Below are 25,234 nucleotides of genomic sequence, written 5' to 3'. Positions count from 1 at the left end.
CGCCCATGCTCCCCGAACTCCTCATCCTCGCTCCCAGCCCTTCGGCTGCCGTCAACGCGCAGCTCGACCAGCACTACACCTGCCACCACGCCTGGCAAGTGCCGGCGAACGAGCGCCACGCCTGGCTGGCCCAGCGCGCTTCGGCCATCCGCGGGGTCGTCACGACGGGCGCGCTGGGCTTGAATGCCGCCGACATGGCCTTGCTGCCGAAGCTGGAAATCGTCGCCGTCAATGGCGTGGGCCTCGACGGCGTGGCGCTGGACGTGGCGCGCGAACGGGGCATCGCCGTCACCACCACGCCGAACGTGCTGACCGATGACGTGGCCGACGTGGCGCTGGCCTTGCTGCTGGCCAGCGCGCGGCACATCGTGGCGCTCGACCGTTTCGTGCGCGACGGCGGCTGGGAACGCCGCGAGGCCATCGTCCCCGCATCCAGCCTGCGCGGCAAGACGGCCGGCATCTTCGGTTTCGGCCAGATCGGGCAAGCCATCGCGCTGCGCCTGGCCGCGTTTGGCGTCAAGGTGCGCTACTTCCAGCCGCGCGCCATTCCCGGCGCGAGCGCGCCGCGCGCCGCATCGCTGCTGGCCCTGGCGCAGGAAAGCGACTATCTGATCGTCTGCGCGCCGGGCACGCCGGCCACGCGCAAGATCGTCGAGCGCAGCGTGCTCGACGCGCTCGGCCCGCAAGGCACGCTGATCAATATCGCCCGCGGCGCGCTGATCGACGAAGACGCGCTGATCGCCGCCTTGCAGGATGGCCGCCTTGGCGCGGCCGGCCTCGACGTGTTTGCGGACGAACCGCGCGTGCCAGCCGCCTTGCGCGCCTTGCCGAACGTGGTGCTCACGCCGCACGTGGGCAGCCTGACCGTGGAAACGCGGCACGCCATGGGCCAGCTGGTGCTGGACAATCTGCAAGCCCACTTTGCCGGCTTGCCGCTGCTCACGCCCGTGCCTTGACGCTGCGCCGCCGCGTCAAGGCCGCACCACCCAGCGCACGTCTTCGAGCGACAGCAGCAGTTGCTCGGGCGCGCCGTCCGTAAAGAAGTTCAGGCGGAAATCCATGGCGGCGCCGCCATCCGTGGTCGGCTGCTGCGCGTCATACCATTGCTGCACCTGGGCCACCAGGGCCATGGGCGCGGCGGGAGGCTGGGCCGCATCGATGGGCGCGAGCACGGCCGGCAGCAGGCTGACCGGCAGCGAAGTGCGGGGAAAGCCCGCCACGGCCGGCATCACGCTGTAGGAATAGCTGCCATCCATGGCGATGCGCACGCTGCCCGAGGCGCCCGTGAAGAGGGCGTTGAAGAAGCCTCGCATGTAGGCCGCCACGTCGCTGCCGCCCACCGGTGCGACTTGCCGCAAATCATAGCCTTGCCAGCTCAGGCGTGGCAGGATGGGGTCGCTGAACTTGACGACCGGCGTCTGGTACAGGAAGGCGTGCATGGTCGACACCTGCGTCTGGCTGGGCGGGCACAGGTAGCGGTTGCGCTGAACGTACAGCGAAGCCTGGGCATTCTTGTACACCATCACGTTCAGCCCCGGCATGCGCACCTCGCGGCCGGTATTGGCCAGCGCGGCGGCAAACGACAGGTCGGGCGCGTCGGCGGCGATGGCCGCGTAGCGGTAGGCCAGCAGCGCATCGGGCGGCGTGGGCGTGGCCGGCGTGGCCCGGTACTGCTGCGCGTCGATGTCGAGCACGGGCACGGGCACGCTGACGGTGCCGTTGCTCAGGGTGCCGGACAGCGGGTCGTAGGTGGCGGGCACGCCGCCGACGGTGACATTGAGCAGCGCATACCAGGCGTCGCCGCCATGGTCTTCCAGGCGCGCGTCGAATTCCACGGCCACGCTGGCCTCGCCTTGCGCCGCCGCCAGCCGCGCCGTGCCGAAATGCTGGCCATAGCTGGCCGCCACCTGGGTCACCAGCTGCTGGAAGGCGGTGGTGGCCAGTGTTGCCTTGGCGATACTATCGGGCGTGTCCTGCTTGCCGTCGAGGGGCGCGAGGAAGGCGTCGAGGTCGGCCGAGATCAGCGGATAGTTGCTGACGAAGGCGGCCAGCGCCGTGAACAGGTCGGGACCGGTCGCCGCGGACAGTCTGGCAACCTGCGACGGCACGTTGAGCACGACGCTGACGTGCACGGCATCCTGCGCCGCCTGGCGGTAGGTGTAGCTGAAACCGTAATCCCACTGGGCCAGCTGGGCCGGCTGCAAGCCACCGGCGGCCAAGCGCATGCGGCCGCCCTGCGGCGCGGCGGACGCGGTGGCGGTCTGCCGGTTGACCGTGGGCGGCACGGGCAGGGCGCGGTTCAGCACGGGGATATACTGCGTGCCATTGCCCAGCGGTACCTCGAACGGACCGGTGATGAACAGCAGCCACTGGCTTTGCAGGTAGTTTTCGATGCCGGGCACGGGGCGCTGGTCGAATTCCATGTGCGTGATCTGATAGCGCAAGTCCAGCGGCACATAGGCCTGGCCTTCGACATTCTTCGAGATGAAGTTGAATGACAGCCGGCTCTGGTCCTGCGCGGCCGTGTCTTGCAGCGGCAGCCGGGTCGGGAACAAGGTGTAGTTCTGGTTGCCGTCGCCGGCCGCGCCGTCGGCTGTGCCTGCGGCGGCGGGCTGGCCGTACAGCGCTGGCGGCGCGCCCTCGTCTTCGTCGTCCGCGCCCGTGACCTGGTCCACGCCGTACACCACCACGGCGCCGGCGGCAAAGGCCGGCCCCAGGGTGGTCAGCAGCTGCTGCCGCATGGTGGCGGCCGCGCTGACGCGCGTGGCTTCGTCCCCGGCGCTGCTGCTGAGCACGGGGCTGACCGTGGCGCTGATGACGTCGGCCAGCGTCTGTTTCGCCTTGAGTACGAGGCCCAGCTGGCCGCTCTGCAGCGGATCGGTGACGCCGTTGAGGCGATCGAGGATGTAGGCGGGCGGCGCATAGGTGGCCGAGAGGAACTTGTCGATGGCGTCGAGACAGCTTTGCAGCCACAGGTTCAGGTCGACGCTATTGAGCGTCAGCGCATGCGGCGTATTGGTCGGATAGGCGTCGATGCTGACCGTGCGGCTTTCCAGCGAATTGGCGACGGGCAACGGCGCGTAGTAGCTGGCTTGCTGGCCCAGGCGGAAATGGATGCCCTGGCCCGGCGTGTCGCTGAAACGCACGGCGAACAACTGCTGCGTCTGCTGTCCGGCGCTGCCTATGCGCGTCAGCCCCGCGCCCGCGCGCATCGACCATTGCGGCGTCTTCAGGCACGCTTCGAGCGCCTTGGCAAACGTGGTGAAACTGGACGCGCCGCCATTCGTGTCCGCCTGAGGCAGCACGGCGCTGACCACGCTGGCGCCGTCCGGCAGGGCCGCCAGCGCGGGATCGAGCAGGATGGCCTGGCGCGTCAGCACCAGCGCCACGTCGAGCGCGATGCGGTTGGCGCTGGCCAGTTGCGCCAGCGGCACCGGCACCGGCAGCGTGGCGGCGGGCGCCGTGGCACTGCCGCCGTTGGCCAGGGCTTGCAAGTAGATGGCGCAGGCGGCGGCGAAGTCGCGCACCTGGCGCGACCGGGCCTCGTCCAGCGGCTGCAGCGGCGTGGCCAAGAGCGAGTTGCTGAGGGAAATGCTCACCGCATTGCCGCTCAGTCCGGGCACGCCCAGGCCCGTATAGTCCTGGTGCAGCTGGAAGTACAGGCGTTGATAAAAAGACAAGTCTTGCGCCGCGTCGGCTGGCGTGGCGTAGGCCAGGCCATCCATGCGCAAGGTCAGCAGCAGCGCGGGCGCGCCGCCCGCATCCGTGCCATACAGGTAGCTGGCCTGGACTTTCGGCCAGGCGGACAGGCCCAGCAGGCGATCCGTGTAGCGCAGCGGGGCGGGGGCCTGGTCCAGCGCACCCGTGTAGCCGGCCGGCGGCGCCTCGAACGGCGTGACGGTGGTGTTGCCGAACAGGTCTTGCCAGCGCAGGGCCAGCGACGCATGGCCGCCCACGCCCAGGTAGGGATTGTCGGCGGCGGGCGGCAGGCCGGCCGGCGGATTGGCCGGCGCCGCATTGAGCGTGGCGAACGGCCGTCCCTGGCTGTTGTTGCCCAGGTAGCCCAGTGCCTGGCGGTAGTCGTAATCGGCCAGGGCCGCGGCCGCATAGCGCCGGCGGTGAGTTTCGCCATCGTCGCCGCCGTCGCTGTCGTTCGCATGGTCTTGCGGTCCGAAAGGCAGGCTGTAGGGACTGGGCAGGAAAAACGGGTTGCGGCCCAGGCCGGCCGACAGCGTGTTGTACAGCGCGGACAGGGTCGCTTGCGCATATTGCTGCTGTTGCTGCGGCGTGGGATCGGGCGGCAGCACGGGCACGCCGTCGTTGGTGCGCTTGAGCTGGAACGACAGGTTGCCCGGCGCCAAGGTCGCTTGCGCATCGAGGGCCAGGCTGTCGACGTCGAGCACGGCGCCATCGGCGTACAGGCCTTCGGTGTCGGCCGCGCCCAGGGCCAGGGCGTCCACCGACAGCCCGTAGTAGGCAGCCAGGGCGGCGAAGGTATTGCCGGGACCGCCAGAGGCGGCGGGCACGCGGTAGACGAGCGGAGGAATGCGCATGGTCGCGCCCAGCGCCACCGTCACGCCGGGATTGTAGGCGGCGATCTGCGCCGCGCTCAGCGGGGTGGCGCCGGCCGAGTAGTACGCGGCCAGCTGCTCCAGCGCTTGCGCGGGCGCGGCCATGTCTTGCTGGTTCAGCTGGTGCAGGATGCCGGCCACGGGCACGCTGGCGCCGGCGCGCAGCGGCCGCACGGCGTTTTGCCGCGCCAGCTGTCCCACGCCCATGCCGTACGTGGCGGCCACGGCGCTCAAGGTGCGCGTGGCCGCCAGGGCCAAAGGCTGGCTCTTGGCCGGCTTGCTCAGCGACTCGAACACCAGCACGTCCTGCTGCGGATCGATCGCTTGCGTCGTCAGCAGGGCGTTGACGAAGTTCGGCACGGTGTCGGCGGCGCCCGCCGCCTGGCGCGCCAGCGGCACCACCAGGGTCAGCGTGGCCGTGCCCGTGGCGTCGAAGACGGATGGGGGCAAGCCGGCGCCCGACACCATGTCCTCGAAATACAGATAGTAGCCGCCGCCGCGCACCACCGATTGCTCCCACAGCAGCTTGATGAATTGCGAGGGGCTGTTGGCTATGCCGCGCGGCAAGACCGTCCCCGCCGCGTCCAGCAGCATGCGGCTGGCCGGTGGATGGCTTTCCGTGGACAGATTGGTTTGCGTCAGGAAGCACAGGTAGTCGGCATCGGCCTGGCCCGTCAGCGCCACCTGGTCGCTTCCGCCTTCGCTGTACAGCAGGAACAGGCCGGCCACCAGGGTTTCGCCCACGGCGGCCATGCCGCTCAGCAAGTATTCCAGGCGCTGTGCATCGGCGGCCGACGGTCCCACCAGCTCGTATACGTGGGCCAGGGTGGCGGCGCTGGCCAGCGCGGTGCCGCTGGCGTCGTTGGTGGCCACGGTGGCGGCCGGCATGCGCGTGATTTGGAAGTCCACGCGCGTGGCATAGGCATAGCCGCTCAAGTCCTGGAACACCGTGCTGCTGCTGTTGGGCGGCGTGTTGCCGATGCGGGGACGATAGGCGGGCATCAGGGCCAGTATGTCCGCGTATGGCGCCTGGGGGTACAGCGTCTGCAGCGTATCCTGGCGCTGGGTGATGCTGGCCAGCATGGCGTCGGGCAATTGCCACAGATACGGCGCGGGCGCGGCCTGGCTGGCGGCGGCGCGCGCCCCTGGCGCGGCGCCGGACGTCACGGCCGTCAGGCGCGCCAGGTCGGCGGTGATCCAGGCGGCGTAGCCTGCCGCAGGGAACTGCCGCGGCTGCAAGGACGCCAGCGGCAGGATGTGCAGCGCAGGCGACGGCACGAAGTGGCCCGCCTGCGCATACGCCAGCACGCCCGACAGCAAGCCGTATGCGGCGCCCAGGTCGATGGGCAGGCTGGTGCCGGGCGCGCCGGCGAAGGTGATGAAATCGAGGGCGACGCCATGCGAAACGGCATTGCGTCCCAGGCCGATGCGGTAGCCGCCGGCGGCGCTGGCGGGCGTGGGGAATTGCTGGCCCGTCAGCTGATACAGCGCGTAGTCGGTCTGCGTCTTGCTATACAGGAAGGATGGCGACAGGCTCAGGCCCGCCGCCACCGGCAGGCGCAAGCCATAGGTGATGAAGCGCGCGACCTGACCGGCGGCCTGGGCCACGGCGCCGCTCGCCTGCACGCCGCTCCACAGCTGCTCCAGCGGCAAGGCGTCGAGGTGGGCGATGGCCAGCCGGCCGGGGGCCGCGGCGAACAGATCGGCGACGCCGGCATTGTCGCGCCCCAGCGCGGCCGTCGTGGCGGCGAAGCGGCTGGCGATGCCGGCCAGGGTATCGCCGGCGGCGGATGCATAGGCCAGCGGCGGCACGGCGAGAATGGCCGTCGGCAGCAGCAGGTCGGCGCGCGCATACAGCGATGCCTGCTGCGCCAGGGTGGCCAGCGGCACGCCCAGCGCGGCGGCGATGGCGCCGAAGCTGTCGCCGGGCGCGGTGACGTGGCTGACGGCACCGGCGCCGAAGTCGAAGACCAGCGTCACGCCCGTGCGCAGCGCGCGCGGCTCGGCATTCGCGCCGATGAGCTGGGCCGCGGTGGTGTGCCAGCGCCCGCCGGCGCCGGCCGGATCCGTGTAGCGGGCGGCGATGGCCGCCAGCGTATCGCCGGCCTGGATCACGGCGGACAGGCCGCCGACCTGCAGCGGCAGCGCGCCGTTCAGCGGATACGCGGCATTCGGCAGCGACACGTCGTCCGCGTCGATGGCGTTGCCGGCCCGGTTGAAGGCGGCGACGATGCCGGCGATGCTGTCGCCCGGCTGCAGCGCATAGCTGTAATTGTCGAAGGCATCGATGGCCGATTGCAGCAGCGCGCGGCCGATCAGGCTGAAGACGTCGACGAAGATGAAGGCTGCCATCGATTCGGGCTCGGCGTCGTCCTGCGCCAGCAGCGCGGGCTTGGCGGGCGCCTTGCCCACCTTGGCGGCCACCTGGCGCAGCACGCCGGCCACCGTGCTGCGGTACTGTTCCGTCGCCGTTGCGTAGGTTTCGAGGTCGATCGCTTGCGTGCCGGCGCCGCCTTGCGGGTCGGGGACGTCCAGCCGCAGCCCGTCGAACAGCGGGAAGAGCGTGGCGCCGTCCATATTGGCTCCCGGCGCGCTGATGTTCACGATGAAGCTGTCGGCGAGGAAGTGCAGCAGGTCGCCCATGCCGAATGGCTGCATGGCGGGGTCGGCCAGCACCTGGATGCCCGCCACCAGCTGCGCCAGCGTGACGCTGGCGGTCGCGGCGGCAGCCAGGTCCAGCGCCTCGGCGTCGGCCCGCACCGCCGGCTGCAGGGCGTCGAGCAGCCACGGGAAATACGCCTTGCACAGCAGGTCGAACGAGGTCGTGCCGGTGCCCGCGCCGCCAGCGGCCGGGTCCGGCGCATCCATGGCGAACAGGCAGACGAACGCGCCTTGCTGCGCGCTGCTGGCCGTGGCGCCCTGCGGCGCCAGCACCGTGAATTGCGGCGCCGTCACCAGTTGCAGCACCGGCTTGGCATCGGTGCGCAGCACGCGTCGCGGCTGGCGGCGCGGCCCGGCGCGCAGCATGGCGGCCTGCAATTCCATCGGCAGGGTGCGCGCGCGGCCGCGCGCCAGGCTGTCCAGGCGCAGCGCGCCGCCGCCGTCCCACGGCGCGCGGCTGTCGTCGCCGATGCGGAATTGCGCGCTGACGGTGGCGGAAAATCCTACGGAAATGGTGAAGCTGAAGATGCCCAGGTCGATCTTGACGCGCAGGCTGATGCGCACCGAGGCCGTCACGGACAGGGGGATAGCGCGGTAGGATTCGTAGCCGATCTGTACCGACACGGTGATATTGACGAGCAGCGAAGCGCTGATGATCTTCAAGTCCACTTCGCCGTACAGCATGCCGATCACGCCGAACGTGCCCGTCAGCTTGAAGTAGCTGCTTTCCTGGACGCTGCCGGACGCGCCCGCGTTGGCCAGCGCGACGGCGTTGCTGCGGTCGTACGGATGGTAGGTGGCGATCACGCCTTCGATGATGCCGAACACGGTCAGCGCGAAGCCGGCTTTCAGCGGCCCCTTGACGAAGTTGTAGCCCAGGCCCAGCTGCAGGCCCAGGCCGAAGACGATGACGGGATTGAAATACCCGAGATCCGTTTTCGGCACCTGCGTCGCCGTCGCGCCCGACAGCTTGCCGAAATACACGCCGCCCGAGCCCAGCACCGGAACGCCGTAGACGATGGCGCTGAAGCTGAACGAGCGCGTAAAGTCCATATTGTAGGGAAAACCGATGTCGATCAGGAAATCGCCATTCGTGTAGATCTTGATGCCTATCATCGGCAGCACCACGCTGACGGCGCCGAAGTTCAGGTTGCGGATGCTGTCGGGGAAGGTGAAGTCGATCTGGAACAGGCCCACGTCGTCGCTGATTTTCTTGTACAGGATATCGACCACCAGGCCGGCCAGGCCGCCCATCTTGGGGCTGCCCAGGGTCAGGCGCAAGCCGTACAGGTTGGGATCGTTGAAGACGATCTGGACGTCGACGGCCCACACGCCGGCCGTCTGCAGCACGCCGAAATGCGCGGCGATCAGCCAGTTGCTGTCCGGCTGGTAATACGGCTGGCCGTGCACGCCGCTGCCCGGGTTGACGGGATTGTTCTTGCCCGTGGTGGGCGGCACGCCCGCCAGCGCATCGATGACGGCCTTGGTCGAGCTGAAGTCGGACGCGCCGTTGATGGCCACGCGCTGGCCCAGCATCAGCAGGAAGACCTTGAAATAGCTGGAACCGGCGCCCGGCACGCTGGGCATCTCTTCCACATCCTGTCCCTTGTCCGGGTCCAGCAAGTCGCCCATGCTGCCTTTGAGCAATGGCGGCACGGTGGCGTCCAGCGCCAGGGTCACCTTGCCGTCCGTATTGCGCTTGAAGACGATGCTGCGGATGACGATGAAGCCCAGGTTGAGGGGTGAACTGAGCGTGTAGGTGGCGCTGAGGCGGTTCTTTTCGCCGGTTTTCAGCGACACGTTGACGGACAGGCCGTCCAGCGTGACCTGGTTCAGCAAGTCCCACGGCGACGGCAGCACGAAATACGGATCGCCCAGCGTGCGCACGAGCGCCTGGATCAGGCTGCCCAGGGACCAGCCCGCCAGGGTGAAGCTGAGCATCTCGTTGCCGCTGGTATAGGTTGCCGTGAAGCCTTCCCAGCTCACGTACAGCGTGTGGTTCGGCCCCTTGTCCGTCGGCTGGAACGCATAGCCGAAGCCCAGCTTCAGATTGATGGCGGTATAGATCCATACGGCATCGGCCTTGCCCGAGAATTGCTGCGCGGCCGGCTTGGCGCCGTCATACTGCACCGAGAGCGTGGCTTTCTGCAAGCCGATCTGTTGCTGGCCAAGCAAGAACAGCCAGGTAAAGGTGGTGTCGACCGTGTAGCTGGTGGCCAGGTCCGTGCTGGGCTTGCCGCTGGGAATGACCGCGTCGATGGCGAACGCGGAAATCTTCAGGTTGCCCGGCAAGAAGACCGGGAAATCATAGATGCCGCCGGCGGCAAAGAATTGCTTGATCATCTCGCCCACGTCGAGTTCTTGCGCGAGCGAGGCGGAGAGGGTCCAGCGGGGCGGCGTTTCCTGGCTGCTGTAAGCCACGCTGACGGCCGCCTGCAGGCTGGCGCCCACGCCCAGCAAGCCGGAAATGGAACCGGCCCAGGCCGTGCCGGCGCCCGCCTTGCCGGCCTCGACAAGGGCCAGCGCGCCTTCCTGCTTGTCCGCGGCCACCGTGGCGCTGATGCCCGACAGGCTGATCTGGCCATCCGAAATGCTCAGGATGGGCGCGCCGCCCACCGTCAGGAAGGACAGGCTGATGGCGTAGTCGCTGGAAAACGCGAAGGACTGGGCCGCGCCGTCTATGCTCAGCGCGATATTCGACACCTCGGCCTGGATGCTGTCGGGCAGGCTGACGAGGCCGTTCGAGACGACGGACAGGAAGTCCGACAGCGTGGCCTTGCCGGGAAAGCTGGCCTGGAACAGCTGCGCCGAGTTGAACTGCACGTCGAATTCGCCGCCCGGCGTGCCGTCGAGGTTGCGAAATACCGTGGGCAACAGGGTGAAGGTGGTGCCGAACAGGTATTCATAGCGCGACTTGCCGCTGGCCTTGCTCGCCAGCGGCTGGTAAGCCGTCCAGTCGAGGAAGAACGAGGTGATGGTAAAGCTCAGCGCGGGCGTGGGCGCCGGGATGGGCTGCCAGCTGAGATCGCGCACGCTGCGCAGCTGCAGCGTGACCTGGTCCACCGTGGGCGCCGCCTTGGGCGGGATGCTGCCGCTGATGGTCATGCCGCCGAGGCCGAACGACGTCAGGAACTCCTGCAGCACGGCCGGGGTGGCGCGGAAATAGCTGGCGCCGCCGCCGATCAGGCCGATGGCGGCGGCGGGACTGAGGGGCGGCCCGTCGCTGCCCGCTTCCAGGCTGACCGCGTAGTTGCCGTCGCCGTCGGCGTTCGATGGCTGCAGCAGCAGCGACAGCGTGTAGTCGGCGGCGCCGGCGCCTTCCACGCTGAGCGTGGCCGTCAGGGCCAGCGTGGCGGCCTGGTCGCCGTCGGCCGCTTCCTCGTCGTCCGCTTCGCCGGCGCCGCGCAGCAGCAGCTGCATGCCGCCGTCGAGCAGCAGGGCGTCGGGCGGCGGCGCGTCGACGGGCGGCGGGATCGTCACGGTCAGGCTGGGCGCCGCCACACGCAGGTAGCCGGCGAACGTGCAGTCGAGCTCGCTTAGCGTGGCCGACAGCACGCCGCTGGGCATCAGGCCGCCCAGTTCGAACGTCTTGCCGTCGTACAGCGCCATGTCCAGGTAGCCGCCGATCTGCAGCTTGCCCGGCGGCGCCGCCAGGTCGGAAAACAGTTCCAGAAACGGCGTCACGAAGGCGGGCAGGGCCACACTGGCGCTGAGGTTCTGCTTGGCGCCGCCCGTGACGGACAGCGCGCTGTCGCCGCCCCATGGATAGACGCCGTCGGCGCTGGAAAACACCAGCAGCGCGCCCGACAGCGGCAACTCGCTGAACGGCCAGCCGCCCATGAAGGGAAAGCTGCTGTCCCAGTTCCAGTCGGCGGGACTGGCGGCCACCTGCACCACCAGCACGGCCGCGTCATCCCCTTCGTCGTCCCCGTCCTCGCCCGGCGTGCGCGCGGCGGCAGGTTGCGTGGAAAACACCAGCGTGGCCGGGGTTTGCAGCAGTCCGCCGATGAAGGGCAGGCTCGCCTTGCTGACCGTAAACACGCCGTCGCTCACGGCGCCCACGTCGGCTGCCGCGCAGCTGATCAGGAACTGCGCCGCGTCGATCTGGAATGCCTGGCCGATGATGGCGTCGAATTTTTCGGGCGGCGCGACGTCCGGGTCGGCCAGGCCCGCTTCCAGGAAGGCGGCATCGAGGGCGAACGGGCCACTACTGGCGGCGTTGACGATGGCTTGCTGCAGGTTTTCCAGCGCGGTATCGGTGGTGGCCATACGAACTTGCTCCTTGAATCAGTCATGATGTCCGGGGCGGACGCTCGCACCCGCCCGGACGCTCTGTCTACAGCACGGCAAACAGCGCCAGGTGGTCGCTGGTGCTGCGCAGGTAGCCGTAATTGGCCCAGCCGTTCAGGGTGCGCGCCTGGCCTACGGCATACACGGCCGCCGGCGATTGCGGCCAGGCCATGCCGGCAGGCACGTTCGGAAATTGCGCGGGCAGCGGACGCGTGCCGATGGGTACGCCCGCGGGCATGCCGCCCGCCACCGTGAACGGCGTGCCCGACACGGGGTTCATCACCGTGAACTGGTAGTTATTCGCCGGCACCAGCGGGTTGACGAGCATATTGTCGATCGAGAAAAAGTTGCTCACCATATCGCTGCCGATATAGTTATAGCCGGGATACGGCGCCGCCACCAGCGCGCCGCCGGACGTATTGTCGGACCACAGGAAGCGCGATTGCTGCGTCAGCTGCTGCTTGGTGCGCTTGGGACGGATATGCGTGGCCAGGTAGCCCTGGTACGCATCCAGCGTCAGGTTCGGCGCCGCCGGCATGGCGGGCGGCGGGTCCAGCAGCGGTATGTAGTTGATCGCGCGCAACTGGTCGTAGGCCGTCGTCCGCCCGCCCGCGCCGGGCGGCTGCGCGTAGATGGCGTTCAGGTTGAAGTCGCCGCAGATCATCTTGACTTCATTGTGCGGCGCGCCGGCGGGCGGCGCCGCCACGTCGAGCACGCCGCGCAGCAGAATATTGATGAAATTGGTGGCGCCGCCGTGGTTGGGCGGCGCATGCACGGCAAACAGAGTCAGGTTGCGCGTGATGACGTTGGTCCGGTTGGTTTCCACGAAAGTGACCATGAAGGGCTGGCGCAAGCCGTTGAAATTGACCAGGCCGCCAACGACGGGCGGTACGGCCGGCGCCGGCGCGGGGGCGAAGGCGATGCGCGCTGCCGCCATGCCCTCGGCCAGGCCGCCGTTGTACTGCGCGCCGGCCGGGATGGTGCGCGCCGACTGGCCTTGCGGGTTGAGCAAATCCTGGATGTCGGGCGCGCCGGCGCCCCCGGCCGGGTAGGCGGCGGGCACGGCGCCGGCCGCCACGGCCGACACGCCGCCGCCCGTCCACACGTTCGGCCCCGTGAAATAGCGCCGCACTTCCGTGGGCGTGCCAACCGTGCCCGATATGCCGCGGTACAGCACGGCGACCGATTCCGTGCGCCCGCCCGTGCCCACTTTCAGCGGCGGCACCATGCGCCAGGCAGCGCGGTTGGGGTCGGCGGGGTCCGTGCGCAGCTGTTGCAGCAGGAAGATCGCGCCCTGCAGGCCGCCCGTGTCGGGCGCCAGGTCGCCGGCGCCGGCCGCGCTGGCCGACACCTCGATCAGGACGAAGATATCGGGCTGCGTGGCGCGCAGGATGGTCAGGATGTGGTTGCGGCGCTGCAGCGCGGCCACGGCCGGCAGGTTGCCGCCGCAGCGGCCGCCTTCGCCATAGCGGGGCCGCTTGCGGCTGGGATTGTTGACCTTGTTGATGCCGAAGTTCTCGATATTCCAGTACACGACGTTGGTCATGCTGCGCTCCCCAGTGAAATGGCAGGCAATGGCAGCGCGGCCAGTGCCTGCTCCTGGCGGGCGGCCGCATCGGCGATGTACGCGGCATACCAGCCCAGGCTGCCCGTATTCTTCGGGTCGCCAAACAGGAAGAACTGGATGTTCGCGTCGGGCGGCAGCTTGGCAATGCCGAGGAACTTGATGGCGATATTGTCGAGCCGCAGGCAGTAATAGTAAGAGTCGCCGTCGGGCACTTTTTGCCGCATCAGCCCGATATTGTCGATGGCCAGCTTGAAGATGCCTTGCAGGCTGATCAGCCTGGCGCCCGGCGCCGCGCCAGGCAGCGACAGGCCGACGAAGACGGCTTGCTCGTCGTCGTCGGCCGTGCTGGCGGGCGACCAGGCCAGCAGCAGGGTCGAATGGAAGCCGGCGGCCGAGACGAGCGCGCCCGGCCCGCCCATGGTGACGTCGTACACGATGCCGTGCCATGGCCCGTCGAGCGTGCCCAGGTTCAGCGCCGTGCTGACGGGCAGGAAGCCGAAATCGGCCGGCTTTTGCCCGTCCGCGGCGGCGATAAAGCCCGACAGTTCCAGGCCGAAGCCCTTGAACAGGCTGTCCGGCCTGGCCTGGCTGGCGTCGAGGTCGTAGGCCAGGTTGGCCGTCACCTCGTCGAAGCGCACGGCCGACGGCGTCGTCTGCGGATAGCGCATGTCGATCACCAGGTTGGAAAAGGCCAGGCCTGCGCCGTCCGGCGGCAGGTCCGGCGCCAGCGCGCCGAAGGACAGCAGGTCCAGCACGGCGCCCGTGCGGTCGTCCAGGCTGGCGAAGTCCAGCGTGCCCCAGACGGAAAAACGGTTCAGCACGGTCGCGCCCGCGTCGGTGGTGCCCAGGCAGTTGAACTGGATGCGCTGGAACGCCACGTGGCGCAGCAGGTTGCTGTCGAGGCTGAATATCGACGGCGTGGCTTGCTCGAAGATGTAGATGCCGGTGCCGTTCTGGTCGATATAGCTGCCGTCGAGCACCACGCCGTTGTTCGGCATCGCATTGCCGCCGAAGGTGGTGGCCGTCACGCGAGAGCCGAGCAGGCCGTTGACGGCCAGCTGCACGTAGCTCTTGAAGGTCTTGATGACGGCATTGTCGAACAGCACCTGCAATTGCAGCACGCGGAATGCATAGTTGTCGGTGTCGGGCAGGGCGATGGGGGTATCGGGCGGCAAGCCGTTGCGCTGGCCGGCGGCAAAGGCCGGATCCTGGTAGTCGACCAGGCCGAAGGTGCTGGAATTGCCGTTGAGGGTGATGCTGCCGTCGCCATGCACCGTCACGCGGCTGGCCGTGAAGCCGAAATGGTGGGCGACGAAGCGCGTCAGGTCGAGGCCGGCCGCGATGCCTTGCAGGCCGGGCGGCAGACTGGACGGATCCAGGTCCGCCTGCAGCACCAGCACGCCCGTCCAGGTAGGATCGCTGACCAGTTCCAGGAAATGCCGGTAAGGCGATTCGGGCTTGTCCGCCGCCAGCACCTCGGCCGCTTCGATGACATCCTGCAGCCATTGCGACAGCCCCGTGTAGGCGATGCCCTGGACGTCGGGGCCGGCGCCGGCGGCCAGCGAAAAATCGGGTGCGCCCGACCAGGCGTTCGGATTGGCGACGCGTTCCCTGACGCTGCCGCTGCAATACTTGAGCAGCATCACGTTGCGGTAGGACGTGGGCGTCACGCCGACGCCCACCTGCGCTTGCATGGTCCAGCCCGCGATGCCCACGGTATTGTCGAAGTGCGCGGCGCCGTCCGACAGGTGGGCCGCGTTGACGGCCACGAGGAACAGCTGGTTGGTCTGCAAGGCATCCTGCAAGGTCGCGTCCGGGAAGCGGAAGCCGAACGGCAAGACCTGGCCGCCGCCGCCCAGGGTCTGACCCAGGGTCACTGACAGGAAGGCGTCCTGGTCCTGCGCCTGGCTGGACACGGTGGCGACCGCTCCCTGCGGCGTGGTGCGGTAGTGCGGCGCTTCCGCCACCGCGTCGCCGGCGGCCAGTCCGCGCACGCGGCGGCTGGCGGCCGCACGCGCCTGCCAGGTGGCGCTGGCGCCGCTGGAAATGACGGCCTTGCGGGTGGCGGCCACGATGCTGCTTTCAAAGCTCGACAACAGGGCGGCGTTGACATCCAGCGGGCCGCCGCTGACGGCGCCGCCATACGGCAGCAGGGGAAAGGCGTGCGCGGCGCCCTGCGGCACGGGCAGCGAGGGCGGGGTCGAGGCGAGCACGGTATCGGCAGCCACGGTGCGCAGCAAGGCTGCGGCCCGGGCGGCCGGCGGCAGGCCGTACATGGGACTGCCCGCCGGCTCCGCATGGTATTGCGGCATGGCCGCGCCGCCCTTGAGCACGCTGGCCCAGCAACCGAGGTAATCGGCCGTCAGCGGCGTGGCCACGTTACCGGAATCGGGCAAGTCCAGGGTCGCGGCCTGGAACGGAAAGACGGACGCGTATGCGGGCGAGGCGGGCACGAACAGCAGGCTGTCATTCTCCGGCGCGGCGCCATCATAGGTGGTCATGCTCAGCTGTTCCGAGCCGAAGATGCCGCATAACAAGTTTGTCTGCGCCCCGTCAGCCTGGCCGATGGCGCTCAGGCCGAAGCGCCCGGCCGGCGTCAGCAGCGCCTTGCTGGTGGCGGGCTGGGAAGGCGACTGCGCGGCGCAGCCAAAGGCCAGGGCGCCCGACTGCAGGCCGATCACGGGCGGCTGCCCGCTGGCGGCGCCCAGCGGCCGCAAGGTCGTCGCATGGCCCAGCGCAGTGCGGTAGGTGGACGGCAAGGCGGGCCGGTCGGCCGGCAGCAAGCCGCAGCGCAATACGCCTTCCAGCCGCGCCTTGGCGGACAGCTTCTGATTGTAGGGATCGAGCGGGTCGACCGTGCCGACCCAGGCCAGGCTGGCCGACAGCTTGGCGGGCGCGCTCAGCGCCGGGTAGAACAGCTGCTGCAGCTGGCCGCTGGCCGTGTCGCGCGCGGTCATGGGGAAGCCGACGGCCAGGCCGCTTGGGCCGAAGGTGACGGGAGGGTTGACGGTGGCCGTAAACGTCAGGCAGCCCGCATTCGCGCCCGCCAAAGGCACGAACGTGCGGATCGTGCTGCCGCTGCCCGTGACGCGTATGCCGATATCGCTGGCATTGCGCTGGAAGGCCAGCGCCGGCGGCGTAGCCAGCGGCGCGGCCAGCCGCAGACTGCCGCTGGCGGCGTCGATGGACAGGCCGACGCCGGACAGCACGTTGAACAGCAGGTCCTGTCCCAGCCGGAAATTGACGTTGGTGCTGGTGGCAAAGCCCTTGGTCAGCTGGTTATAGGTGTAGCTGCAGCCGTAGTTCTTGAAGGAATCAGTCGGCGCTGCATCGGTGTCGCGCAGCCACAGCAGCGCGTTCAGGTTCAGTCCCGGCGCCGATGACTGCCGGTCGATATACGCGACGAGGGCGGCGATGAAGGGGCCGGGCGCCGCGTCCAGCGCCGCCGGACGGGCGCTGGCAAACACGTAGCTGCCCATGCGCTGCGGCGACAGGCTGTCGGCATAGCTGATGCTGTCCGGGGGCGTGGCCGGCGGCGCGACGGGCGGCAGCAGGTAGCCGGCCCAGGCATGCTCCGCCTGCGGCGGCGATTCATACAGGCTGACCTTGCTGGCGGGATCGGTGGCGACGAAACTGAAACCCATGACAACCTCCACTCAAGACGCGACTCGGGCTGCGATGCGGCGGCATGGCTGCCGCGCGGCAACGCAATCGTTTACAACGGGTGGGCCCGGAAGGGCGTCGGATGGCCAGGTGGCTTGCCTGGACGCGGTGGCGGGCGGCCATCCAGAGCGCCCGCCCGCAGGCGGGCGCGGAACCGCCGCTTACTGCGAGTTGGAGGTAAAGGTGGCCAGCACGAAGCCCGTGTAGCTATACAAGGTGCCGCTGTCGACGATGTCGCCGGAGAGCAGCACGTTATACAGGCCCGTGCTTTGCGGCGAGTAGGTGACCGTCAGGCCGGCTTTCCACGTGACGACGCCGTTGCCCGTGTCGCTGGCCAGCTTGGCCGTGGTAAAACCCGTGGTGACGCTGGGATTCCAGTACGTGGTGCGGCCCTGGAACTGGAAGGCGATGCCGGTCTGGTTGTTGCTGTCGCCGCTGGCGATGGACAGCGCGATGCTGTTCGGCGTGGTGTTGGTGGTGACGCTTTGGCCGGAGGCCAGCGTATGGTTGGTGACTTCGACGCGAGGTAAGTTAGACATGACATTCTCCATGAGGTGATATCGGCCTGCACTTGCGGTGGGCGCCCCGTGGCCGACAGGTTCGGGGCAGTTGGGTAAGTCGGTAGAAACGGTATAGCGACGGCTTTGCGACCATGCCATAAAAATATGGCGGGACAATACGCAATTTCAAATAAAGACAAGACATTTGATATTAATCAATCCGGAATTGATTAATATATTTCGTATTTGCTTATTCAAAAAAGTAGTTTCCGGCTATTCGTAATATAACCATGCCGGCTCTTGCGCATGACGAGTAGCGATTCTATGCCTATTTTTTTGCGCGATTCTCTCGAATTGTCGCGAAGGCAAGAATAATGCGGCTTCCGGACGCGGCGCGGGAATGTGCTGCCGGCCATTTTGCGCGGCGGCAGGCAAGCGGAATAGGAAATGCAATTGAATATAAACGGTTTATTGATTTAAATAGATGGCATGCGCGGCTTTATTGCGCGGCCGGCGCGGGCAGGGCCGGACAGCGTTCAAAAACGGCTACCACCTTGCCAGTCAGCGTGTATTGCGTGCCGTCATCGAGGATGGGGCCATCGATGAGGATTTGATATTGCTGCGGACCGAGCGCCTGGAAACGCAGGGTCAGTCCTTTCTGGAACGTCACGATGGTATCGCCGCGGTCGGCGCCCAGCTGCAGCAGGATATTCGCTGTCGACAATAAAACCGTCCAGTACGCGGTGCCGTTGGCGCGCAGCGCCACCAGGGTGTTGTCATTGATATCGTTGCTGGCCGTGGCGATGGCGTCGCTGTTGACCGTCAGCGCCATGGTTTGCGGCGCCCGGCACGCGGGGGCCGGTTCGGCCAGCTGGCGCGCCAGCGCCGGGGCGTCGCCACCGAGCGATAGCAGCAGCACGACAGCGAGCCAGGGGCCGCGCCAGTTCAGCTGATACATGGTGGAGGTGGTGTCCCGCGCATGCGACCCATCGTAACGAAATTCGGCCGGAAGAGCAAACGCATGCCGACCGCAGGGCGTCGCCATGGCCGCCATCCCCATCTGCTATCATCGTGCCGTTTTGGCCAGCGCCGCGGGCGCCGGTCCGGTATTTATGCAAGGAAAAAAATGAATAATCGCATTTCCCTGCTGCGCCAGCGCGGCGTGCAGGACAGCGGCAAGGTGGGCATGATCGAGCTGTTCTTCGACCTCGTGTTCGTATTTGCCGTCACGCAACTGTCGCACGGCTTGCTGGCGCACCTGAGTGCCATGGGCTGGCTGCAGACGGGCCTGCTGTTGATGGCCGTCTGGTGGGTCTGGATCTTTACCTCGTGGATCACCAACTGGCTCGATCCCGAACGCATTCCCGTCCGCATCAGCCTGTTCGCCATGATGCTGGGCGGCTTGCTCATGTCCGCCTCGATTCCCGAAGCGTTCGGCACGCGGGGCCTCGGTTTTGCGGGCGCCTACGTCGCCATGCAGGTGGGCCGGCCCCTGTTCGCCTGGTGGGCCGTGCGCCACGAGGAACTGTCGCGCCGCCGCAATTTCCAGCGCATCGCCCTGTGGGCCGTGCTGTCCGGCATCTTCTGGATCGCCGGCGGCATCGCGTCGCCCGAGCAGCGCATCTTCTGGTGGGGCGCGGCCCTGCTGATCGACCTGGCCGGTCCCTGGATGCAGTTCGGCATGCCGGGCCTGGGCCGTTCCTCGACGGCCGACTGGGATGTCGACGGCGGCCACATGGCCGAGCGCTGCGCGCTGTTCGTCATCATCGCCCTGGGCGAATCCCTGCTGGTGACGGGCGCCACCTTCGCCGGCCTGGAATGGACGGCCGCCAACTGGCTGGGATTCCTGTCGGCCCTGGTCGGCAGCATCGCCATGTGGTGGATCTATTTCGACACGGGCGCCGAGGCGGGCCACCACCGCATCGCCCACTCGAAGGATCCGGGGCGCATCGCCCGCAAGGCTTACACGTATATCCACGTGCTGATCGTGGGCGGCGTGATCGTTTCCGCCGTGGCCGACGAACTGGCCCTCGTGCATCCGGACGAGGCGAGCTTCGCCGGCATCAGCGCCTTGCTGGGCGGCCCGATCCTGTATCTGCTGGGCAATGCCTTGTTTAAATGGGTCAGCAACGACCGCGCCACGCCGCCGCTGTCGCACCTGCTGGGCATCTTGATCATCCTGGCGCTGATACCGATGGCGTATGGCCGGCTGTATTCGCCCCTGACCCTGGCCTGCATCACCAGCTGCGTGCTGGTATTGGTGGCCGTGTGGGAACATATGGCGCTGCGCCGTCCGCCACCGGAGATCGACCCTTGATATTTGTTTGACCTCAACCGGGCGGCGCAATGCCGTCCGGATCGCTGCGCGTATCGAGCTGCAGCTGCAGGAACGCCAGGTCCAGCCAGGCGCCGAACTTGGTGCCCACCTGGCGCATCAATCCCACCTCTTCGAAGCCCAGCTGCTTGTGCAGGGCGATCGAGCCGGCATTGCCCGCTTCGATACCCGCCACCATCACGTGCTTGCCCAGGCCCCGCGCCCGCGCGATCAATTCCCCCATCAAGGCCTTGCCGACCCCGGCGCCGCGCCGATCGGCGCGCACGTACACGGAATGCTCGACCGTATGGCGAAAACCTTCGAACGGGCGCCAGTCGCCGAACGAGGCGTAGCCAGCCACAGTTCCTTCCGCATCGATGGCGACGAGCACGGGATAGCCGGCCTTTTCGCGGTCGGCCAGCCAGGCGGCGCGGTTGGCCGCATCGACCGTCCGTTCATTCCAGATGGCCAGGGTATTGCTGACGGCATCGTTGTAGATGGCCGTGATGGCCTCGATGTCGCCCGCGTGGGCATCGCGTATCTGCATGTTGCTCTCCTTGCTAGGCGTCTACTATAATGGACAAATCATAGATTGCCGCCCACGCTTTTGTCCAATAAATCCTGATTATGTCCACTAAACCAGACGAATTGAACCAGCGCATCGGCGCCAGGGTGCGCCTCGAGCGGGAAAGCCTGGGCTGGTCGCTGACGGAGCTGGCGGCCCGCTCGGGCGTGTCGCGCGCGATGGTGCACAAGGTGGAGCGGGGCGATTGCAGCCCCACGGCCACCTTGCTGGCGCGCCTGTCGGGCGCCTTCGACCTGAGCATGTCCGAATTGATCGCCCGCGCCGAAATGCGCGCGGGGCGCTTGCTGCGCCAGGCTGAGCAGCCCGTGTGGATCGACCCGCAGAGCGGCTATGTGCGGCGCCACGTGTCGCCCGCGTCCGACATGCCGCTCGACCTCGTGCATATTACCTTGCCGCCCGGCGCCGTGGTGGCCATGCCGGCCGCCGCCTATGCGTCGCGGCGGCAACTCATCTGGTCGCTCAGCGGCAGCCTCGTCTTCATCGAAGGGGAGACCCGCCACGTGCTGGACGAGGGCGACTGCCTGGAACTGGGCCCGCCGGCCGACTGCGTGTTCAGGAATGAAACGGCCACGGCCTGCACCTACGCCGTGGCCGTATTGAAAGGCGGTTGACCTTAAGTCAGCGCCGCCGCGCGCAGCTGGGCGATGAAGGCGCGCGCGGCGGGCGCCTGTTCGTGGCGGCGGAAGGCCACGGCGATTTCCGAGCTGATCTGTGGCCCTTCCAGCTCGCGGAATACGACGCCGGGCAATTGCACGCTGGCCATCACCGAGTGGGGCACGATGGCGCAGCCCACGCCCAGCGACACTTCCGTCAGCACGGCCACCAGGCTGCCAGGGCGCGACACCACCTGCGCCGCGAAGCCGCCGCGCCGGCTCGCTTCCACGGTTCCCAATTCCTGTTCCGGCACGATGAACGCCTGCTGCGCCAGCGCGGCCGGCCCCGCCACGCCGAGGCGTGCCAGCGGGCTGTCGGCCTGCACGGCCAGCACGAAGCGGTCGCGCAGCAAGACTACGCTGTCGAGTCCGTCCGGCAAGTGCAGGGGCGGGCGCACGAAGGCCAGGTCCACCCGGCCGTGGTCCAGCAAGCCGGGCAGGGCATCCATCGCGTATTCGCGCGCACCGATGTGAATGCCGGGGTGGCTGGCGCGAAAGCGGGCGAACTGGTCTTGCAGCACGCCTGAGTAGGCGGCCGAGGCCACATAGCCGATTTCCAGCCGTCCCAACTCGCCCCGTCCCGCGCGCCGCGCCACTTCCTGCGCCTGCGCCAGCTGCCCCAGCGCGCGCGCCGCCTCGATGACGAACAATTCGCCGGCCGCCGTCAGGGCCACGGCGCGCTTGCTGCGCTGGAACAGGCGCGTGCCGAGCAAGCTCTCCGTTTCCTGCACCTGCTTGGTCAGCGCGGGCGGCGAAATGCCGAGTTCCGCGGCGGCCCGCGCGAAGTGCAGGCTGTGCGCGACGGCCAGCACGCAGCGAAAATGCCGCAATTCCATGTCTTTGTCTGTATTCACCATCAGTGAATTATAAGGCGATCATCTTATAACAGGAAATAATACAAGCGTGCTTACAATCGGGGGCATGAAGAATACCAACTGGACCTTATATACGTGCTCGGGCGTGTGCGCGCTGATCATGCTCGACACCAACGTGGTGGCCGTTTCCCTGCCGTCGATCGCCCGCTCGCTCAACGCCAGCTTCGTCGACGTGGAATGGGTGGTCAGCGCCTACATGCTGGCGTTCGCCTCATTCCTGTTGCCAGCCGGCAGCATCGCCGACCGCCTGGGACGGCGCAGGGTGATGCTGTTTGGCCTGGCCGTGTTCGCGCTGGCGTCCCTGCTGTGCGGCCTGGCGTGGACGCCGTTCGTGCTCAACGTGGCGCGCGCCGTCAAGGGACTCGGCGCCGCGCTGCTGCTCACATCCGCGCTGGCCGTCATCGGCCACACGTTTCATGCGGAAAAGGAGCGGGCGCGCGCCTGGTCCGTGTGGGGCGCAGCCATGGGCGTGGCCATGACGGTGGCGCCGCTGTTGGGCGGCCTGATCACGAGCGCCATCAACTGGCGCTGGATTTTCTACCTGAACCTGCCCGTCGTGGCCATCTTGATGTGGCTGGTTAGCAGGCACGTGGATGAATCGAAGGATGCGTCCAACGCCAGCTTCGACCCGGCTGGTGCGCTGCTGTTTTCCGCCGGCCTGTTCTGCATCATCTGGGGCTTGATCGACGCCAGCGTGGCGGGCTGGTCCAGCCGCGCCACCCTGCTGCGCTTCCTGGCGGGCGCGGCGCTGCTGCTGGTATTCGTGCTGGTGGAGCGGCGCCAGCGCGCGCCCATGGTCGATCTATCCCTGTTTGGCCGGCGCGTGTTCGTCGGCGCCGTGCTGGGCATGTTCGGCTACGCCATCGCCGCGCAAGTGATGATGACCTTTTTACCGCTGTATCTGCAGAACGCCTTCGGCTTTTCCGCCGTGCTGGCCGGCTGCGCCATGCTGCCGTTTGCCGTCGCCATGGTCGTGCTGTCGCGCCTGGCGCCGCGCGCCATGCATTACCTGGACGACCGCGGCATCCTCGTGACGGGGCTGCTGATCGTCGCCGCGGGCAACGTGGCCACGGCCCTGGCCGCCGCCAGCCTGCAGTATGGCTGGGTCGCTGCCGGCATGGTCGTCACGGGGGCGGGGGCGGGATTGCTCAACGGCACCACGCAAAAGGCCATCCTCGCCTGCATCCCCAGGGAACGCACGGGCATGGGCTCCGGCATCAGCACCACCACGCGCTTTGTCGGCATCGTGCTGGCCGTGGGCGCGCTGGGCGCCGTGCTGGCCATGCGCACGGCCGCCTCGTTCGAGCAACTGGCGTGGCTGCACGGCTTGAAGGCTTCGCCGGAAATGATCGGGCGCATCGTCGCCGGCAACGCCTCCGAAGCCTTCGGCCAGCTGCCGCCCGCCCTGCAAGCCGTGGCGCAGGAAGCGGCGCGCCACGCCTTCATCGACGGCTTTGCCAGCGTGCTGTACCTGGCTGGCGGATTGGCGGCCGTGGTGGCGGCGCTGGTGTTCGTGCTGGCAAGGCCGCTGGAAAAAGTGTAACTGTTCAGCAAGTTCTGCGTGCGCGGCCTCTGCTTGTAATATGATGCCATCAGGAAATACATGGCATTCATATAACTACCGCAGGTAATCACATGCGCAGAAAACGCATCATCATCACCAGCGTGCTGGTGGCCGTCATCGGCGTGGCCGCTCCCCTGAGCCTGGCCTTTTACCTGTCGTCCGTGCGGGCCGAGCAGGGCGAGCAGGAACGCCTGCGCCTGCTCGCCGGTTACGCGCTCGAGCGCGCCCACCGTTCGATCGCCTCGGCCAGCATGGCCCTGCGCAGCGCCGATGCGCTGGAGCTGGCGCCGTGTTCGGAAGCCCATGTCCAGCAATTGCGCCGCATCACCATCACTACGCGCAGCATCGACGATATCGGCTATGTGGAAAACGGCTTGCTCAAATGCACATCCACGGGCATCGAGGAAGAGCGCATCGCCGTCACGCCCGCCGACTTTACCCTGGACAATGGCATGGGCCTCGATTTCGACCTGCGCCCCGTCGTCAGCGGCGGCAAGCGCATGGTGGGGCTGTCGTATCGCGCCTACAAGGTGCTGATCGATCCCGTGCGCTTTTCCGACGTCATCGTCGACAGCGATATCCAGATGGCCGTGGCCATCGGCAAGCGGGGCGTGCTCGACACCTTGCACCATCCGGACCCGGCGCTGGTGCAAGCCTTGCTGGCCGGCCAGCCGGCGGCGGCCGGCGCCGTGCCGGACGGCAGCATCCATGCCATGCTGTACCGCGACGGCTTGACGGCCGTCATGATCGAACCGCGCAGCAAGCTGAACGACAGGCTGCGGCGCGAGCAGCTGCTGCTCTTGCCGCTGGGCCTGCTGATGGCCGCCTTCCTCGTCGGCATCGTCGTGTGGCTGTCGCGCCGCCGTTTGTCGCTGATGGGAGAGTTGCGCATCGCCATCGACCGGCGCGAATTCTTTGTCCATTATCAACCGATCATTGCCCTCGACACGGGCGTGTGCGTGGGCGCCGAAGCGCTGATACGCTGGCGCCGTCCCGATGGCAGCATGATACGGCCCGACCTGTTCATCCCCGTGGCCGAGGAAGGCGACCTGATCTTGCCCATCACGGACCAGGTGATCGATTGCGTCATCGCCGACATGCGCGCCGCGCTGCTGGCCGACCGCGACCTGCACATCGCCATCAACCTGTGCGCCAGCGATATCGAAACGGGCCGCGTGCTCGACGTGCTGGAACGGGCATTGGCCGGCACGGGCATCGAGGCGCAGCAGATCTGGCTGGAAGCGACGGAGCGGGGCTTCATCAACGTGGACGCGGCGCGCGCCACCATCGAAAAGGCCAGGGCGCGCGGCCATGCCGTGGCCATCGACGACTTCGGCACCGGCTATTCCAGCCTGTCGAGCCTGCAAAACCTGCCGCTCGACGCCTTGAAGATCGACAAATCCTTCGTCGATACCATCGGCACGGACGCCGCCACCAGCAGCGTCACGCCGCACATCATCGCGATGGCCCGCACCTTGAACATGCTGATCGTGGCCGAAGGCATCGAAACGCAGCAGCAAGCCGATTATTTGCTGGAACGCAAAGTCGAATTCGGCCAGGGCTGGCTGTTCGCCAAAGCGCTGCCGGCCGCGGAGTTCCTTGCCTTTTATCAAACGCGCCGCGCGCCGCCGTCCCCATGAAACCGCCACGCTTTCCCTATCCCTTGCAACCGCTGCGCGTACCGGGCGGCTGGCACATCACCGTCAACACCCTGTTCGAGGTGGAGCCGGGCCCGGACACCATGGAATGGTTCAGCAGCGCATTGCTGTTGTGGGGCAGCTGCCGCGACAGCGGTTACTGCTTCAATTCGCACTTCGAGCCGGAAGACGATCCGCAGGGCGAATTCGTGCTGGAAATGGGCAAGGTGGCATACGACCGCGACGGGAAGATCGTGCAGGGCAGCGACGCCTTCCTGGGCGAGTTTCGCACGCGCAGCAAGGCGGCGTTTGTCGCGCGGGTCGAGCAATTCATGCAAGATCCGGCAGCTTGA

At 67.7% G+C, this 25,234-nt stretch carries 13 protein-coding genes; 6 read left to right on the top strand and 7 right to left on the bottom strand.

What is annotated here, in order from left to right; translation table 11 throughout:
- Nucleotides 1–5 precede the first annotated feature (5 nt).
- Nucleotides 6–956 (top strand): 2-hydroxyacid dehydrogenase, encoded by a 951-nt coding sequence (locus O0879_RS04630; RefSeq protein WP_289914972.1) that lies wholly within the window; start codon nucleotides 6–8, stop codon nucleotides 954–956.
- 15 nt (nucleotides 957–971) lie between these two features.
- On the opposite strand, the gene O0879_RS04625 is transcribed toward O0879_RS04630, so the two are convergent.
- From O0879_RS04625 to O0879_RS04605, 5 genes are all read right to left on the bottom strand, one after another.
- A complete protein-coding gene (locus O0879_RS04625) occupies nucleotides 972–11,501 on the bottom strand; it encodes a LysM peptidoglycan-binding domain-containing protein (protein ID WP_289914971.1) in 10,530 nt (3,509 codons plus the stop codon).
- A gap of 67 nt (nucleotides 11,502–11,568) precedes the next feature.
- Nucleotides 11,569–13,068, bottom strand: coding sequence for an endonuclease/exonuclease/phosphatase family protein (locus tag O0879_RS04620; protein WP_289914970.1), 1,500 nt, complete (start codon nucleotides 13,066–13,068; stop codon nucleotides 11,569–11,571).
- The gene (locus O0879_RS04615) at nucleotides 13,065–16,733 is read right to left on the bottom strand and encodes a hypothetical protein (RefSeq protein WP_289914969.1); all 3,669 of its coding nucleotides are present in this window, start codon (nucleotides 16,731–16,733) and stop codon (nucleotides 13,065–13,067) included. The genes O0879_RS04620 and O0879_RS04615 overlap by 4 nt, the downstream gene beginning before the upstream one ends.
- A 180-nt stretch (nucleotides 16,734–16,913) precedes the next feature.
- A complete protein-coding gene (locus tag O0879_RS04610; RefSeq protein ID WP_251348792.1) occupies nucleotides 16,914–17,291 on the bottom strand; it encodes a hypothetical protein in 378 nt (125 codons plus the stop codon).
- 460 nt (nucleotides 17,292–17,751) lie between these two features.
- Nucleotides 17,752–18,210, bottom strand: a complete 459-nt coding sequence (locus tag O0879_RS04605; protein WP_289914968.1) for a hypothetical protein — start codon at nucleotides 18,208–18,210, stop codon at nucleotides 17,752–17,754.
- A 168-nt stretch (nucleotides 18,211–18,378) separates the two neighbouring features.
- On the opposite strand from O0879_RS04605, the gene O0879_RS04600 reads away from it, so the two are divergent.
- Entirely contained in the window at nucleotides 18,379–19,569 is a 1,191-nt protein-coding gene (locus O0879_RS04600; protein ID WP_251348790.1) for a low temperature requirement protein A, read from the top strand.
- Between the two features lie 13 nt (nucleotides 19,570–19,582).
- Here the strand turns inward: O0879_RS04600 and O0879_RS04595 are convergent, their stop codons facing one another.
- Nucleotides 19,583–20,113: a GNAT family N-acetyltransferase gene (locus O0879_RS04595; RefSeq protein WP_289914967.1), complete on the bottom strand. Its 531-nt coding sequence runs from the start codon at nucleotides 20,111–20,113 to the stop codon at nucleotides 19,583–19,585.
- Nucleotides 20,114–20,193: 80 nt separating this feature from the next.
- On the opposite strand from O0879_RS04595, the gene O0879_RS04590 reads away from it, so the two are divergent.
- On the top strand, nucleotides 20,194–20,763 hold the full coding sequence (locus O0879_RS04590; protein ID WP_289914966.1) for an XRE family transcriptional regulator: 570 nt from the start codon (nucleotides 20,194–20,196) through the stop codon (nucleotides 20,761–20,763).
- Nucleotides 20,764–20,765: 2 nt separating this feature from the next.
- On the opposite strand, the gene O0879_RS04585 is transcribed toward O0879_RS04590, so the two are convergent.
- On the bottom strand, nucleotides 20,766–21,641 hold the full coding sequence (locus tag O0879_RS04585) for a LysR substrate-binding domain-containing protein (RefSeq protein ID WP_289914964.1): 876 nt from the start codon (nucleotides 21,639–21,641) through the stop codon (nucleotides 20,766–20,768).
- Nucleotides 21,642–21,726: 85 nt separating this feature from the next.
- On the opposite strand from O0879_RS04585, the gene O0879_RS04580 reads away from it, so the two are divergent.
- The 3 genes from O0879_RS04580 to O0879_RS04570 all read left to right on the top strand — a co-directional run bounded on the left by O0879_RS04580 (nucleotide 21,727) and on the right by O0879_RS04570 (nucleotide 25,234).
- On the top strand, nucleotides 21,727–23,223 hold the full coding sequence (locus O0879_RS04580) for an MFS transporter (protein WP_289914962.1): 1,497 nt from the start codon (nucleotides 21,727–21,729) through the stop codon (nucleotides 23,221–23,223).
- A gap of 92 nt (nucleotides 23,224–23,315) precedes the next feature.
- On the top strand, nucleotides 23,316–24,884 hold the full coding sequence (locus tag O0879_RS04575) for an EAL domain-containing protein (RefSeq protein ID WP_289914960.1): 1,569 nt from the start codon (nucleotides 23,316–23,318) through the stop codon (nucleotides 24,882–24,884).
- Complete coding sequence (locus tag O0879_RS04570; RefSeq protein WP_289914959.1) at nucleotides 24,881–25,234, top strand: hypothetical protein; 354 nt, start codon at nucleotides 24,881–24,883, stop codon at nucleotides 25,232–25,234. Before O0879_RS04575 ends, O0879_RS04570 begins: the two co-directional genes overlap by 4 nt.

It is taken from the genome of Janthinobacterium sp. SUN120 (genome assembly GCF_030397735.1).
In the GTDB taxonomy this organism is placed as follows: domain Bacteria; phylum Pseudomonadota; class Gammaproteobacteria; order Burkholderiales; family Burkholderiaceae_D; genus Janthinobacterium; species Janthinobacterium kumbetense.
Note: the sequence above shows the minus strand (reverse complement) of the source record. Positions and strands in the feature narration are given on the sequence as shown.

Bases quoted from the DNA above. Each gene is read 5' to 3' on its own strand.
- O0879_RS04595 (WP_289914967.1), bottom strand. From the start codon at position 20,113: ATGCAGATACGCGATGCCCACGCGGGCGACATCGAGGCCATCACGGCC.
- O0879_RS04610 (WP_251348792.1), bottom strand. From the start codon at position 17,291: ATGTCTAACTTACCTCGCGTCGAAGTCACCAACCATACGCTGGCCTCC.
- O0879_RS04630 (WP_289914972.1), top strand. From the start codon at position 6: ATGCTCCCCGAACTCCTCATCCTCGCTCCCAGCCCTTCGGCTGCCGTC.
- O0879_RS04605 (WP_289914968.1), bottom strand. From the start codon at position 18,210: ATGTATCAGCTGAACTGGCGCGGCCCCTGGCTCGCTGTCGTGCTGCTG.
- O0879_RS04625 (WP_289914971.1), bottom strand. From the start codon at position 11,501: ATGGCCACCACCGATACCGCGCTGGAAAACCTGCAGCAAGCCATCGTC.
- O0879_RS04600 (WP_251348790.1), top strand. From the start codon at position 18,379: ATGAATAATCGCATTTCCCTGCTGCGCCAGCGCGGCGTGCAGGACAGC.
- O0879_RS04570 (WP_289914959.1), top strand. From the start codon at position 24,881: ATGAAACCGCCACGCTTTCCCTATCCCTTGCAACCGCTGCGCGTACCG.
- O0879_RS04575 (WP_289914960.1), top strand. From the start codon at position 23,316: ATGCGCAGAAAACGCATCATCATCACCAGCGTGCTGGTGGCCGTCATC.
- O0879_RS04590 (WP_289914966.1), top strand. From the start codon at position 20,194: ATGTCCACTAAACCAGACGAATTGAACCAGCGCATCGGCGCCAGGGTG.
- O0879_RS04580 (WP_289914962.1), top strand. From the start codon at position 21,727: ATGAAGAATACCAACTGGACCTTATATACGTGCTCGGGCGTGTGCGCG.
- O0879_RS04620 (WP_289914970.1), bottom strand. From the start codon at position 13,068: ATGACCAACGTCGTGTACTGGAATATCGAGAACTTCGGCATCAACAAG.
- O0879_RS04615 (WP_289914969.1), bottom strand. From the start codon at position 16,733: ATGGGTTTCAGTTTCGTCGCCACCGATCCCGCCAGCAAGGTCAGCCTG.
- O0879_RS04585 (WP_289914964.1), bottom strand. From the start codon at position 21,641: ATGGAATTGCGGCATTTTCGCTGCGTGCTGGCCGTCGCGCACAGCCTG.